The 13,165-nt window shown below is 71.1% G+C and carries 14 protein-coding genes and 1 tRNA gene; 12 read left to right on the top strand and 3 right to left on the bottom strand.

The genetic code is table 11. The features are described from left to right. The first annotated feature begins 1 nt into the window (after nucleotide 1). The 10 genes from ACFW48_RS10705 to ACFW48_RS10660 all read left to right on the top strand — a co-directional run bounded on the left by ACFW48_RS10705 (nucleotide 2) and on the right by ACFW48_RS10660 (nucleotide 9,612). Nucleotides 2-604: a 4Fe-4S binding protein gene (locus tag ACFW48_RS10705; protein WP_386312562.1), complete on the top strand. Its 603-nt coding sequence runs from the start codon at nucleotides 2-4 to the stop codon at nucleotides 602-604. Further along, complete coding sequence (locus ACFW48_RS10700) at nucleotides 601-1,332, top strand: NADH-quinone oxidoreductase subunit J (protein ID WP_386312559.1); 732 nt, start codon at nucleotides 601-603, stop codon at nucleotides 1,330-1,332. Before ACFW48_RS10705 ends, ACFW48_RS10700 begins: the two co-directional genes overlap by 4 nt. Next, nucleotides 1,332-1,724: an NADH-quinone oxidoreductase subunit NuoK gene (gene nuoK, locus ACFW48_RS10695; RefSeq protein WP_310871773.1), complete on the top strand. Its 393-nt coding sequence runs from the start codon at nucleotides 1,332-1,334 to the stop codon at nucleotides 1,722-1,724. Before ACFW48_RS10700 ends, nuoK begins: the two co-directional genes overlap by 1 nt. After that, entirely contained in the window at nucleotides 1,721-3,715 is a 1,995-nt protein-coding gene (locus tag ACFW48_RS10690; RefSeq protein WP_386312556.1) for an NADH-quinone oxidoreductase subunit L, read from the top strand. Before nuoK ends, ACFW48_RS10690 begins: the two co-directional genes overlap by 4 nt. Nucleotides 3,716-3,721: 6 nt before the next feature. Further along, nucleotides 3,722-5,296: a NuoM family protein gene (locus ACFW48_RS10685; RefSeq protein ID WP_386312553.1), complete on the top strand. Its 1,575-nt coding sequence runs from the start codon at nucleotides 3,722-3,724 to the stop codon at nucleotides 5,294-5,296. After that, nucleotides 5,293-6,828 (top strand): NADH-quinone oxidoreductase subunit N, encoded by a 1,536-nt coding sequence (locus ACFW48_RS10680; protein WP_386312551.1) that lies wholly within the window; start codon nucleotides 5,293-5,295, stop codon nucleotides 6,826-6,828. The genes ACFW48_RS10685 and ACFW48_RS10680 overlap by 4 nt, the downstream gene beginning before the upstream one ends. A gap of 263 nt (nucleotides 6,829-7,091) precedes the next feature. Beyond that, complete coding sequence (gene htpX / locus ACFW48_RS10675) at nucleotides 7,092-7,955, top strand: zinc metalloprotease HtpX (RefSeq protein ID WP_210957975.1); 864 nt, start codon at nucleotides 7,092-7,094, stop codon at nucleotides 7,953-7,955. Then, nucleotides 7,952-8,368 carry a YccF domain-containing protein gene (locus ACFW48_RS10670; RefSeq protein ID WP_386312548.1) on the top strand — a complete coding sequence of 139 codons (417 nt, stop codon included), beginning with the start codon at nucleotides 7,952-7,954 and terminating at the stop codon, nucleotides 8,366-8,368. The genes htpX and ACFW48_RS10670 overlap by 4 nt, the downstream gene beginning before the upstream one ends. Nucleotides 8,369-8,442: 74 nt before the next feature. Then, nucleotides 8,443-9,036: an SMI1/KNR4 family protein gene (locus ACFW48_RS10665; RefSeq protein ID WP_386312545.1), complete on the top strand. Its 594-nt coding sequence runs from the start codon at nucleotides 8,443-8,445 to the stop codon at nucleotides 9,034-9,036. Nucleotides 9,037-9,345: 309 nt separating this feature from the next. Then, the gene (locus tag ACFW48_RS10660) at nucleotides 9,346-9,612 is read left to right on the top strand and encodes a GlsB/YeaQ/YmgE family stress response membrane protein (RefSeq protein WP_386312542.1); all 267 of its coding nucleotides are present in this window, start codon (nucleotides 9,346-9,348) and stop codon (nucleotides 9,610-9,612) included. Nucleotides 9,613-9,749: 137 nt separating this feature from the next. On the opposite strand, the gene ACFW48_RS10655 is transcribed toward ACFW48_RS10660, so the two are convergent. Next, complete coding sequence (locus ACFW48_RS10655; RefSeq protein WP_386312539.1) at nucleotides 9,750-10,238, bottom strand: YajQ family cyclic di-GMP-binding protein; 489 nt, start codon at nucleotides 10,236-10,238, stop codon at nucleotides 9,750-9,752. A 236-nt stretch (nucleotides 10,239-10,474) separates the two neighbouring features. Here ACFW48_RS10655 and ACFW48_RS10650 point away from each other — a divergent pair. Further along, nucleotides 10,475-10,556: transfer RNA gene (locus ACFW48_RS10650), tRNA-Tyr, on the top strand. 102 nt (nucleotides 10,557-10,658) lie between these two features. Further along, nucleotides 10,659-10,877, top strand: a complete 219-nt coding sequence (locus ACFW48_RS10645; protein WP_386312537.1) for a hypothetical protein — start codon at nucleotides 10,659-10,661, stop codon at nucleotides 10,875-10,877. A gap of 47 nt (nucleotides 10,878-10,924) precedes the next feature. Here the strand turns inward: ACFW48_RS10645 and ACFW48_RS10640 are convergent, their stop codons facing one another. Then, entirely contained in the window at nucleotides 10,925-11,581 is a 657-nt protein-coding gene (locus ACFW48_RS10640; RefSeq protein WP_386312534.1) for an SDR family oxidoreductase, read from the bottom strand. A 99-nt stretch (nucleotides 11,582-11,680) separates the two neighbouring features. After that, complete coding sequence (locus ACFW48_RS10635) at nucleotides 11,681-12,967, bottom strand: amidohydrolase family protein (RefSeq protein ID WP_386312531.1); 1,287 nt, start codon at nucleotides 12,965-12,967, stop codon at nucleotides 11,681-11,683. Nucleotides 12,968-13,165 lie beyond the last annotated feature (198 nt).

The raw sequence follows: 13,165 nt of genomic DNA, 5'->3' as shown, positions 1-13,165 counted from the left end.
CATGGCCCCCATCCCCGGCAGCGGCCTGGCCAAGGGTCTGGCCGTCACCCTGCGCACGATGACGAAGAAGACCGTCACCGAGCAGTACCCGGACGCCCAGCCCGAACTCCCGCCCCGTACCCGCGGTGTGATCGGCCTGTTCGAGGAGAACTGCACGGTCTGCATGCTGTGCGCCCGCGAGTGCCCGGACTGGTGCATCTACATCGACTCCCACAAGGAGACGGTCCCGGCGGCGACCCCCGGCGGACGCGACCGCAGCCGCAACGTCCTCGACCGCTTCGCCATCGACTTCTCTCTGTGCATGTACTGCGGTATCTGCATCGAGGTCTGTCCTTTCGACGCCCTGTTCTGGTCCCCGGAGTTCGAGTACTCCGAGACCGACATCCGTGATCTCACCCACGAACGCGACAAGCTCCGCGAGTGGATGTGGACGGTTCCGGCCCCGCCCGCCCTCGACCCCGGCGCGGAGGAACCGAAGGAACTCGCCGCCGCCCGCAAGGCCGCCGACAAGCTGGCCGCCCAACAGGAGACGGACCGGCCGAGGCCGACGTCGGGCCAGTCGAAGCCCACATCGGACCAGCCGGATCAGGAGGGCCGGGAATGACCCTCGCCACGACCGTCGGTCACCTCGCCGCGTCCACGACCAAGGCCGCCGAATCCCACGGCTTCCTCTCCCCGACCGGCGTCGAGATCGCCTTCCTCCTCGTCGGCCTCGTCACCCTCGGCGCCGCCGTCGTCACCGTCACCACCCGGCAGCTCGTCCATGCCGCCCTGTGGCTGGTCGTGGCCCTCGGCGGCCTCGCCGTCGAGTACCTCCTGCTCACCGCCGAGTTCATCGCGTGGGTACAGGTCCTCATCTACGTCGGTGCCGTCGTCGTCCTCATCCTGTTCGGCCTGATGCTCACCAGGGCGCCCATCGGCCGGTCCCCGGACGCGGACTCCGGCAACCGCTGGGCCGCCCTCACCGTGGCCGTGGCCGCCGCCGCGGCCCTGGTGTGGGTCGTCGTCGATGCCTTCCGTACCACCTGGATCGACCTGGACGGCCCGGCCGCCGGCTCCACAGCCGTGACCGGAGCGAGCCTCTTCCAGAACTGGGTCCTCCCCTTCGAGGCCCTCTCCGTCCTCCTCCTCGCCGCCCTGGTCGGCGCCATCGTCCTGTCCCGCAAGGCCAAGGCGGACCGCGCGGCCGGTCCGGACCGCACAGCCGGCACCGGCCGCGCAGCCGGCACGGGGCGCGCAGCCGGCACGGGGCGCGCAGCCGGCACCGGCCGTACGACCGAAACCGACCGGCCCGCAGACCCGAACGGTGCCGACGAGGGTGGTGTCCGCTGATGCACCTCGCCTACCCCGCCGTTCTCTCCGTCCTTCTGTTCTGCACGGGCCTGTACGGCGTCCTCGCCCGCCGCAACGCGATCCTGGTCCTGATGTCGGTCGAGCTGATGCTCAACGCCGTCAACCTCAACCTCGTCGCCTTCGACGTCTGGCTCAGCAAGGCCGCCGAGGAGACCCTGCACTCCGGCCAGGCCCTGACCCTGTTCACGATCGCCATCGCGGCCGCCGAGATCGGCATCGGCCTGGCGATCGTGCTCGCCGTCCACCGCAACCGCGGCACCTCGGACATCGACAAGCTCCGAGACACCGCCGAGGGCCATGAGCCGGACGGCCCCGACACCGATGCCCCCGCGACCGGGACGGCCGCCGAGAAGGCTGAGGCCACCGCGTGACCACGACTACCCTCGCCGTACTCGTCCCCCTCCTCCCCTTCCTCGGGGCAGCCGCCGGCCTCCTGCTGGGCCGTACGGTGCCCGGATTCGTCCGCCCGCTCGCCGTCCTGCCGACGCTGGCGGCCCTCGTCCTCGCCGTAGTGGTCGCGGCCCGTCAGGGCGGCGGCCGGGCCGTCGACGCCGTCACGGAGCTGACACCCACCGGTTCCGTCCCCGTCGAACTCGCCCTGCACATCGACGGCTTCGCCGCCCTCGTCGCCGTACTGGTCGGCACCGTCGCCACCTGTGTGCAGATCTACTCGACGGGCTATCTGCGCGACGACCCGCGCTACCCCTCGTACGCCGCTCTCGTCTCCCTCTTCACCTCCGCCATGTTCCTCGTCGTCTACTCCGGCGACCTGATGGTGCTGCTGGTCGGCTGGGAGATCATGGGCATCTGCTCGTACTTCCTGGTGGGCCACTACTGGGAGACCCCGGAGGCCCGCGCCGCCTCCCTCAAGGCCTTCCTGGTGACCAAGCTCGGTGACGTCCCCTTCCTGATCGGCCTGCTGGCGCTGGCCACCGAGGCCGGCTCCTTTCGCATCACCAAGATCCTCGGCGCGGTCGCGAACGGCTCGCTCGACCATCCGACACTGATCGCCCTGCTGCTCCTGGCCGGTGTCGCGGGCAAGTCGGCCCAGTTCCCCCTGCACACCTGGCTCCCCGACGCGATGGCGGGCCCGACACCCGTCTCCGCGCTGATCCACGCCGCGACGATGGTCGCCGCCGGCGTCTACTTCGTCGCCCGGCTCCTTCCGCTCTTCCAGGCCTCGCACGCCGCGATGGTCGTCCTCGCCGTCATGGCCGCGGTCACGATGGTCGGCTCGGCGCTCGCCGCGCTCGCGCAGGACGACATCAAACGCGTCCTCGCCTACTCGACCATCGGGCAGCTCGGCTACATGACCGGCGCCCTCGCCGCCGGCGACCGCGGTGCCGCCGTCTTCCACCTCATCTCGCACGGCGCCTTCAAGGCGCTGCTGTTCCTCGCCGCCGGCGTGATCATCCACGCCGCCGGCACCAACTCGCTGGCCGCCATGTCCCGCATGCGGGGCCTGCGCGACCGCGTACCGGACGCCTACTGGACGATGACCGTGGCGCTGTTGGCCCTCGCCGCGATCCCGCCTTTCAGCGGCTTCTTCTCCAAGGAGTCCGTCCTCGTCGCCGCGGAGCACGTCGCCACCGGCCACACCGAGCACGCGCCCGGTGCCGCGGGCTGGACCGTCCTCGTCGCCGGCCTGCTCACGGCCCTGCTCACCGCCGCATACGCGACGCGTCTGTGGCTGCTGGCCTTCCGCGGGCGGGGTGCCGAGGCTCCCGACCACGGCAGGCAGCCGGTGGTCATGAACGCCGTGCTCTGGGCCCTGGCCATCCCCTCACTCGCCCTCGGTGGACTCGCCTTCCGTCTGCTGCCCGACTGGTTCGACGGACGGGACCTCACCCCCACCCTCACCACCTCCGTGCTCGGCACGGGTGTGGCCCTGGTCGGCGGCATCGTCACCTACGCCGCCTGGCGCCACACCACTGCGCTCGCGGACCGCACCCCGCTGGGCGCCGTCGCGGCCCACCCGGAGGGCGACGCCGCCCTCGTGGAGGCCGAGGCCATCGCGAGCCACAAGCCCGCCTACGGAGACATCGCCTATGCCCCCGACCCGTCGGACCCCGGACGGCTCCTGCTGGGGCCGCTGCACCGGCACGCGGCCGTCGGCTTCCACCTGGACGCGGTGTACAGGACCCTCTTCGTCCGTCCGGTCCAGGCCGGCGCGAGCCTCGTCCGGTTCCTCGACCGCGAGGTCGTCGACACCTACGTGCGCGGGGCGGGCACCCTGCCCCGCTGGCTCGGGGCCGCCGTACGCCGGGCCCAGACCGGCAATGTGCAGACCTATGTGAGCGCGCTGCTCGCCGGCACCGTCGTCCTCACGGTCGCCGCCGTCCTCGTCGCCACGGGAGCGTGAGCAGGCGTGATCGATATCAACGAGTCCGTGATGCAGTTCCTTCTGGCGTTGATCGTCGTCGGCCCGCTCCTGGGCGCCGCCGCCGCTCTCCTGCCGGCCCCGCCCGGGCTGAAGGGGAAGTCACCCGACCAAGCGGTCCTCCGGCACGGCGTCACCGTCACCGGCGCCGTCCTCATCGCCGCGATCGTCCTCGTGCTCGGCTTCGACCACGACCACCCGTCGAAGATGCAGGCCAGCACGGACATCAGCTGGATCCCCGCACTCGACGTGCGCATCCACCTCGGCATCGACGGCATCTCCCTCCCCCTGCTGGTCCTGACCGCGCTGCTGACGTTCCTCTGCGCGCTCTACTCGTACTTCAAGATGCCCGCGGGCCCGAGCCCGAAGGCCTTCGTCGCGCTGCTGCTCGTCCTGGAGTCCGGCACCCTCGCCACCTTCGCCGTCCTCGACCTGATCCTGTTCTTCCTCGCCTTCGAGATGGTCCTCATCCCGATGTACTTCCTCATCGCCCGATGGGGCGGCGAGGGACGGGCCGGGGCGGCCTGGAAGTTCATCCTCTACACGCTCCTCGGCTCCGTCGTCATGCTGCTCGGCCTGCTCCTGATCGGAATCACGGCGGGCACATTCGACATGGTGGCACTCGCCACTGACAACGGCCGGTCACTGACCACATCCGTGCAGGTCATCGCCGTTCTGGCGATCGGGATCGGGCTAGCGGTCAAGACCCCGATGTGGCCGCTGCACAGCTGGCTGCCCGACGCCCACACCGCCGCGCCGACCGTCGGTTCGGTCCTGCTGGCGGGCGTCCTGCTGAAGATGGGTACGTACGGATTCGTCCGGATCCTCCTCCCGGCCGCACCGGACGGTTTCCAGACCTTCGCGCCCTACCTCGCCGCGTTCGCCGTCGTCGGCATCATCTACGGTTCCCTGGCCTGCCTGGCCCTCGCCAAACGGGGTGCGAAGGGCGACCTCAAGCGCCTCATCGCCTACTCCTCCGTCGGCCACATGGGCTTCGTCCTGCTCGGCATCTCGACGATGACCCCGACCGGCGTGAACGGCGCCCTGTTCGCCAACGTCGCCCACGGTCTCATCACCGGCCTGCTCTTCTTCGTGGTCGGCGCGCTCAAGGACCGCACCGGCACCACCGACCTCGACACCCTCGCCGAGGAGACCGGGGCCGCCCTGTACGGCAAGGCCCCGCGCCTCGGCGGTCTGCTCGCCTTCGCCGCGGTCGCCTCGCTCGGACTGCCGGGACTGGCCGGATTCTGGGGCGAGATGCTTGCCCTGTTCGGCGCCTTCGACCCCCACGACGACCTCAGTCGCCCCGCCTATCTCACCTTCATGGCCGTCGCCGCGTTCGGCACACTGCTGACAGCCGCGTACATGCTGATCGTGGTCCGCCGCGTCTGCATGGGCGCCGTATCGCAGGAAGCCCCGAAGCTCACCGACGTGCACACGTACGAGTTCGCCGCCTGGACGCCGCTCGTCGCCCTCACCGTCGTCGCCGGACTCTGGCCCAAGGTCCTCCTCGGGCTGACCGACCCGGCCGTGCAGCAGCTCCTCTCAGGAGGCACCCGATGAGCTCCCCGGCCCAGGTCGTGGCGGCGCCACTGGCCCAGAACCTCGTCCAGTCCGTCGACTGGCTCGCCATCGCACCGCCCACCATCGCGGCCGTCGTCGGACTCGTCGTCCTCGTCACCGACCTCTTCGTCAAGGACGCCCGCAAGTCGCTGCTCGGCTGGATGTCGGTCGCCGGACTCGCCGCCGCCGCGCTCATGCTGCTGCCCCTGGTGAACGGCGACCGCTCGACGTTCTGCCTGGCCGGCGACGCCGACGTCTGCAGCTACACCGCGGACACCTTCACCCTCGCCATCCAGTTCCTGGTCCTCGGCGGCGCCCTCGTGACCGCCCTGCTCTCGGTCACCGCCGTGAAGGACGCCGACCGCGGGCTCCCGGAGGGCGAGTTCTGGTTCTTGCTGCTCTCCTCCGCGGCCGGCGCCGCGCTCCTGCCCGCCTCCCGCGACCTCGCGACCCTCATCGTCGCCCTGGAGGTCGCCTCGCTGCCCGCCTTCGCCCTGGTGGGCCTACGCCAGGGTGACCGACGGTCCTCCGAAGCGGCGCTGAAGTTCTTCCTGTCGTCGGTCACCGCGACCGCCGTCAGCCTCATGGGCATCAGCTTCGTGTACGCCTCCACCGGCACCCTCTACCTCACCCAGGTGGCCGAACGCATCCAGCACGTCGACGGGCAGCTCACCACGCTCGCCCAGACCGGCGTCGTCCTCACCCTCGTCGGCTTCGCCTTCAAGACGGCCGCCGTGCCCTTCCACTTCTGGGTGCCCGACACCTATGTGGGTGCGCCCCTGCCGATCGCGGCCTACCTGTCCGTGATCGGCAAGGCGGTCGGCTTCTCCGGCCTGATCCTCGTCACCGTCATCGCCCTCCCGTCCTACGCCGACGTCTGGGGGCCGGCCCTCGCGGCACTGGCCGCGCTCACCATGACCGTCGGCAACGTCGGAGCCCTCCGCCAGCAGGCCACGCGCGCGTACAGCGCGGTACGCCTGCTCGCCTGGTCGTCCGTCGGCCAGGCGGGCTACCTCCTCGTCCCGATCGCCGCCGCCGCGTACTCCGACGACCCCGAACGCTCCATCGGCTCCACCGTCGCCTACGCCCTCATGTACGCCGCGGTGAACCTCGGCGCCTTCGCGGTGGCCGCACTGGTGGGCCGTACGAAGTCTCTCAACCGCGTCGCCGACTACCGCGGCCTGTACGCGTCCAACCCGCTGGCGGCCCTGCTCCTGGCGTTCTTCCTGCTCTGCCTCGCCGGACTGCCGCCCGGCATCATCGGCCTCTTCGCCAAGGTCACCGTCTTCTCCGCGGCCGTCGACGCGGGTCTCGGTTGGCTGGCCGTCGTCATGGCCGTCAACGTCGTCATCGCGCTGTTCTACTACCTCCAATGGACGGCCCTGCTGTTCCGGGCGCCCGAGGGCGCGACCGTGAAGCACCGCGTCCCCGCCCCCCTCACGGCCGCGATCACCGTCACCGCGGTCCTCGCCGTCGCCCTCTCGGGAGCACCCCAGCTGATTCTGCGCTTCGCCGACACCGGACTCTTCTGAGCGGCATCCGCTTCGGGCACGCGCGCGTGCGGCACCCGGCCTCCACGCGCGCGCGTCGCCCGCCGCGGCCGTCACCCGTTCGGACCAAGCGCGCTGCCGTGGGCGCCAGGGAACTGGTGGCTCTCGCCTGGCGTTGACCAGTACAGAAGGGTCCACTGGACGTGATGCCACGGCACCGGTGGCGTCGGAGACCAGGAAGCAACCACAGCGAGCGACACCAGCAAGCAAAGGGTTCCCCTGCTGCACCACTTGGAGGGCGTACCGTGCACCGCCGGCACAACGGGCTCAGGACCGCAGTACTCCTCGGGGGACTGTCCGCGCTCATCATCGTCATCGGCAGCTTCTTCGGCCGAGCGGGGCTCGTCGTCGCCGTCCTCATCGCCCTGGGCACGAACGCGTACGCGTACTGGAACAGCGACAAGCTCGCACTGCGCGCGATGCGCGCCCGCCCGGTCAGCGAGTTCGAGGCCCCGGCGCTGTACCGCATGGTCCGCGAGCTCTCCACCCAGGCCCGCCAGCCCATGCCCCGCCTGTACATCTCGCCGACGGAGGCACCGAACGCCTTCGCGACCGGCCGCAACCCGCGCAACGCGGCCGTGTGCTGCACCGAGGGCATCATGCGCCTGCTCGACGAGCGGGAACTGCGCGGCGTCATCGGACACGAACTCAGCCACGTCTACAACCGCGACATCCTGATCTCCTCCGTCGCCGGCGCACTGGCCTCCGTGATCATGTTCCTGGTCAACTTCGCCTGGCTGATCCCCATCGGACGCTCCAACGACGATGACGGACCCGGTCTGCTGGGCATGCTCCTCATCATGATCCTCGGTCCGCTCGCCGCCACCGTCATCCAACTGGCGATCAGCCGCTCCAGGGAGTACGAGGCCGACGCCTCCGGCGCCCAGCTCACCGGTGACCCGATCGCCCTCGCCGGCGCCCTGCGCAAGCTCGAGATGGGCACGAAGCAGCTCCCGCTGCCCCCGGAGCCCCGGATCGAGACCGCCAGCCACATGATGATCGCGAACCCCTTCCGGCCGGGACAGGGGCTCTCGAAGATGTTCTCCACCCACCCGCCGATGGCGGAGCGAATCGCCCGACTCGAAAAGATGGCAGGTCGTCAGCAGTGAAGACCATCCTCAACGTCATTTGGCTCGTGCTCAGCGGCTTCTGGCTGTTCCTCGGCTACCTGGTCGCGGGCGCGCTGCTCTGCATCACGATCATCGGCATACCGTTCGGCATCGCGGCCTTCCGCATCGGTGTCTACGCTCTGTGGCCCTTCGGGTATACGGCCGTGGAGCGCCGCGACGCGGGGGCACCCTCCTGCATCGGCAACGTGCTCTGGCTGATCCTCGCCGGCTGGTGGCTTGCCATCGGCCACATCGTCACCGGCATCGCGCTGTGCGTCACGATCATCGGCATTCCGCTCGGCATCGCCAACTTCAAGCTGATCCCTGTCTCGCTGCTCCCGATGGGGCGCGAGATCGTGCGGACGGACCAGCCGTTCACGGCCACCGGCACCACGCAGCGGGCCGGCTGGTAGGAGCCCTGTTCTCCACAGCCCAAAGTTGTCCACAGGCCCGCTCGGTTGTCAGTGGCGACCTGCATCATGAACCCATGACCGAGATCGAGCAGTTGCTGGCACGGGTGGCCGCCAAGGCACGCAACACCCGTCCGTGGGGCTGGGCTTCCCTGCCCGAGCCCGTCGACGAGGCGACGCCCGCCCGCGCCGAGGCCGCCCTGGGCTTCTCCCTGCCTCCGCTGCTCGCCGAGCTCTACCTGCGGATAGGAGACGGCGGGTTCGGCCCCGAGTACGGCTTGTTGCCCCTGCTCGACAGCCCGCCTTCCGGCGAGCCCGCCGCGGTCTCCCAGTACCTCGCCAACCGGGAGGAAGGACGGAAAGACCCCGACTGGCCCTGGCCCGAGGGAGTCCTCCCGATATCCCACTGGGGCTGCGCGATGTACGCGTGCGTGGACTGCCGCTCCCCGCAGGCCACCGTCCTGCTCTTCGAGCCCAACCCCGGCAACGCCGACCAGGCCTGGTTCATCGACGCCCCGAGCCTCCCGGACTGGCTGCGCGCCTGGGTCGACGGCACGGGCTGGTACGAGGAGGCCAACGGTGGGCTTGAGCTGGCCTCGTGGACCGACTTCCCCATACGCGCGACGAGTAGGCTCACGACGACGGGCACAACATCCGAACGAGCGTCCTGAGAGGCGATACGGCCAGCAGGTGCCCGCTGAGCAGTAGCGCCGCCCCGGCCGCGCGGGCCGTGATCGCCAGGGCCGCGAAGACCCCGGCGCCGCTCATCGAATCCAGCCCACACGACCTCGGCGTCGCCGACGTCGAGGGAGCGTCGGAGCTGCGAACCCGCAGGTGTGATGGGTCGCACCCCTACTGATCAGCGCAACCACCGGGCGCGATCGGAACGTCTTCCCACCAAGAGGGCATGAACACGCGCGGAGGAACGAGCCCACAGCACTGGGACAGCGCGGGCACAGGAGAAAGGGCAGGTTCACGGCATGACCGTTATCGGCTGGATCATCCTCGGACTGTTGGCCGGAGCCATCGCCAAATTCCTGCTGCCGGGCCGCGACCCGGGAGGGCTCGTCGGCACGACCGTCATCGGCATCGCGGGGGCGTTCATCGGCGGCTGGATATCGGCCCGCTGGCTGGACCACCCGGTCAGCAAGGACTTCTATGACGGCGCCACTTGGGCGGCGGCGATAGGCGGTTCCCTGGTGCTTCTGGTCGCCTACCGGCTCCTGTTCGGCAACTCGCGCGACTGAACGCGGTGGGACCACGGCCCGCGGATGAACGGCGGACGATGAGGGTGGGCACCGTACGGTGCCCACCCTCATCGTCCGCAGGAGGCGTCCAACGCGTCGTCGCATCGTCGGCTCAGTCGTGTCGTCGGCTCAGCAGGTCACCGGTAGTTCACGAACTGCAGAGCGAAGTCGAAGTCCTGGCCCTTCAGCAGGGCGATCACGGTCTGCAGGTCGTCCCGGCTCTTGGAGCTGACCCGCAGTTCCTCGCCTTGCACCTGGGCCTTCACGCCCTTGGGGCCCTCGTCGCGGATGAGCTTGGCCACCTTCTTCGCGTTCTCCTGGGAAATACCCTCCTCGATCGACGCGAAGATCTTGTACTCCTTGCCGGAGAGCTGGGGCTCGCCCGCGTCCAGAGCCTTCAGCGAGATGCCGCGCTTGATCAGCTTGGACTGGAAGACGTCGAGGACAGCGTTCACCCGGTCCTCGGAGTTGGCCTCCATGAGGATCTTCTCCCCGGACCAGGAGATCGAGGCGCCCACGCCCTTGAAGTCGTAGCGCTGCGAGATCTCCTTGGCGGCCTGGTTGAGGGCGTTGTCGACCTCCTGCCGCTCGACCTTCGAGACGATGTCGAAACTGGAGTCGGCCATGTCCTGTGGCTCCTTGTATCTGGGTGCGTGTCGGGCCGCGTATCGGCTCCGTACCGGCGTACAACGGCGGCCGGCGGGCCCCGCAGGGGGCCTCGGCCGCATCCGGACCAGCCTAGCCACCCGCCGCCCCCCGAGCGGCGATCAATCGGGTGGCGAAGCACCCCTCCACATCAGGTATTGTTTACGTCGTTGCCACGGAGCACCGCCGAAAAGCGGTTCGACGGGCAGCGAACCCCGGCGGTGTGCCCGAGCGGCCAAAGGGAGCAGACTGTAAATCTGCCGGCTCAGCCTTCCCAGGTTCGAATCCTGGCGCCGCCACACGGGAATGAAAGACCCCGTGACCTGTCCAAACGGCAGGTCACGGGGTCTTCGTCATGTGCCGGCCCGAGAGAGGGCTCGCGCTGCGGGCAGACTGGTGACATGGTCTCGTCCTCCCGTCGCAGAACCTGCCCCGAGTGCCGTCGCGAGATCGCCGTCGTCGCGGGGCGGTACGCGCGTCACGACCCGCCCGGGACGCGGGAGAGCGGCGAGCTCGTCTCCTGCCCGGGGTCGCGTCGCACGGCGCATCTCGGAGCGGTGCAGCCGTCCCTGGACGGGTACGCCGTCCCCGACTTTCCCGGGCAGTTGCCGCTGTTCTGACAGTGCGTGCCGAGGCGCGCCTCTCGCGCCCCACGCGCCCCGCGCCCTCAGTTCCCGGCCACCGACTTCACCGCCACCGACACGGGCGTGGAACCGCTGATCAGCTCCAGGGTCAGGCCGTTCGTGGCCGGGGTGTCGACCAGTTCCGCCAGTACGGCGGCCACGTCGTCGCGCGGGACCGGGCCCCGGCCGGTGTGTGCCTCCAGGCGTACGAGGCCGGTACCGGCGTCGTCCGTCAGTGCGCCGGGGCGCAGGATCGTCCAGTCCAGCTCGCCCAGCGAGCGCACGTACGCGTCGGCCTCGCCCTTGGCGCGCTGGTAGACGTCGAAGATCTCGTCCCCCTGGTGACTCGGGTCGGCGCCCATGGAGGACACGACGACGAAGCGCCGTACGCCCGCCCGGACCGCCGCGTCCGCGAAGAGGACCGCCGCCGCCTTGTCCACCGTGTCCTTGCGGGCCGCTCCGCTGCCCGGGCCCGCGCCCGCCGCGAAGACCGCCGCGTCCGCGCCCCGCAGCCGCTCCGCGACCTCGTCGACCGAGGCCGACTCCAGGTCGAGCACGACCGGTTCGGCACCGGCCGCACGCAGATCGTCGGCCTGCTCGGCCTTGCGGATGATGCCCGCCACCTCGTCACCACGCGCGGCGAGCAAGCGCTCCAGCCGCAGCGCGATCTGACCATGACCACCAGCGATGACAATGCGCATGTCTTCGACCGTACGCCCCGACGGCCGCCCGCGCCGCACGACTTCGGTCGCACCCCATCGGACTTCGGCCGCATCCCACCGGACGCGCGTCGCGCTCCATCAGGAGGCCTCCCCGCGCCCCGCATGCCCCGCAGGCCCCCCGCGCCCCTGCCGCGGCAGCCCCAGGTCCGTCGCGGTCGTCGAGTCGCCGTACTCCCGTACAGCGCTGGTCCGTGACACAACGCGCCCCTGGTGCACCACGATCCGGCTGTACGCCAGCGACAGCGCCCCCGCCAGCCGGTCCCCGCGTACCGCGAGGAGTTCGGCCGGGAAGCCCGCCTCGACCCGTACCTCGGGCAGCCCCAGGGCCGCCCGCGCCGCCGCGCTCACCGCGTCGTACGCGTCCTCGGGGCGCAGCCCGTGGCACGCGGCCAGCAGGTAGGCCGCCTCCAGGGGGTCACCGCGCCCGACCGGGTTGGACACGTCCCGCAGCGCACCGCTCCCGGCGGCCACCCGTACCCCGGCCGCGCGCAACAGCCGTACCGGAGCGGTGCCGTCGCGGCGGTCGACGCCACCGCAGGCGCCCTGCGGCAGGCACACCACCGTCACCCCGGCCGCCGCGAGCCGGTCGGCGGCCTGGGAGGCCGCGTCCGCGGGCAGCCGACCCAGCCCGTCGCAGGGGCCGAGGGTCACTCCGGGGCGCAGCCCGCCCGCCATCGCCGCCATCCGGGCCAGCCGTGCCGGGTCGGCGGCGTCCGTGTGCAGGTCGACCGGGCAGCCGTGCTCGGCGGCGACCTCCAGGGCCGCCTCCACGTACCCGGTCGGATCGGGATCCAGGTCCGGGCACCCGCCCACCACGTCCGCGCCCATCTTGACCGCGTCCCGCAGCATCGCCAGCCCGTCCGCCCCGGCCACCCCGGTCAGCACTCTCGGCATCGCCACCGCGGTCAGCTCTGCCAGCCCGCGCAGCGAGCGCCGCGCCCGCAGTACGGCGGTCAGCGCGCCCAGCCCGGCGACGTCGCCCACGCGCACGTGTGCCCGCAGCGCGGTCGCCCCGTGTCCCAGCTGGAGCAGGGCGGCCTCGGTGGCCCGGCGCTGGACGTCCTGGGGGTCGTAGGAGACGGGGCCGGGGGCGTCGGCCGTCAGCGCCGTGTCGCCGTGGACGTGGGGGTCGGCGGGGGCGGGGAGGAGCAGGTAGCCGGTGAGGTCCACGCGGGTGCCGGGGCCGGGTGCGCGGGCCGCCGTCAGGCTGCCGGCCGTGCCGACCGCCTCGATGCGCCCACCGCGCAGTCGTACGTCCACGGTCCGGCCGTCGGTGAGCCGCGCCCCGGACAGCAGGAGCGAGCCGCGGTCGGCGGAGCCCGAGGGAGAGGGCGAGTGGGGCGGCTGCGGCTGGCTGTCGGGCATCGCGCTCCTCTGGGCTCGGGACTGCGCAGTGGGGGACGCAAGATCACGCAGAGTGGGTCGAGCCTAGGACGGTGATCAGTCCGTGGCGCGGAGGAGCGCAATAGTCGTACCGGCGCGGTCCACAGTGCCGAGGTCCTGCTGGAGGCCTCGGTGGAGGCCCAGAGGGAGGCCCAGAGGGAGGCCCAGAGGGAGGCCCCG

This window comes from Streptomyces sp. NPDC058812, assembly GCF_042744565.1.
GTDB lineage: Bacteria > Actinomycetota > Actinomycetes > Streptomycetales > Streptomycetaceae > Streptomyces > Streptomyces thinghirensis.
This window is presented reverse-complemented; position numbering and strand designations above follow the sequence as displayed.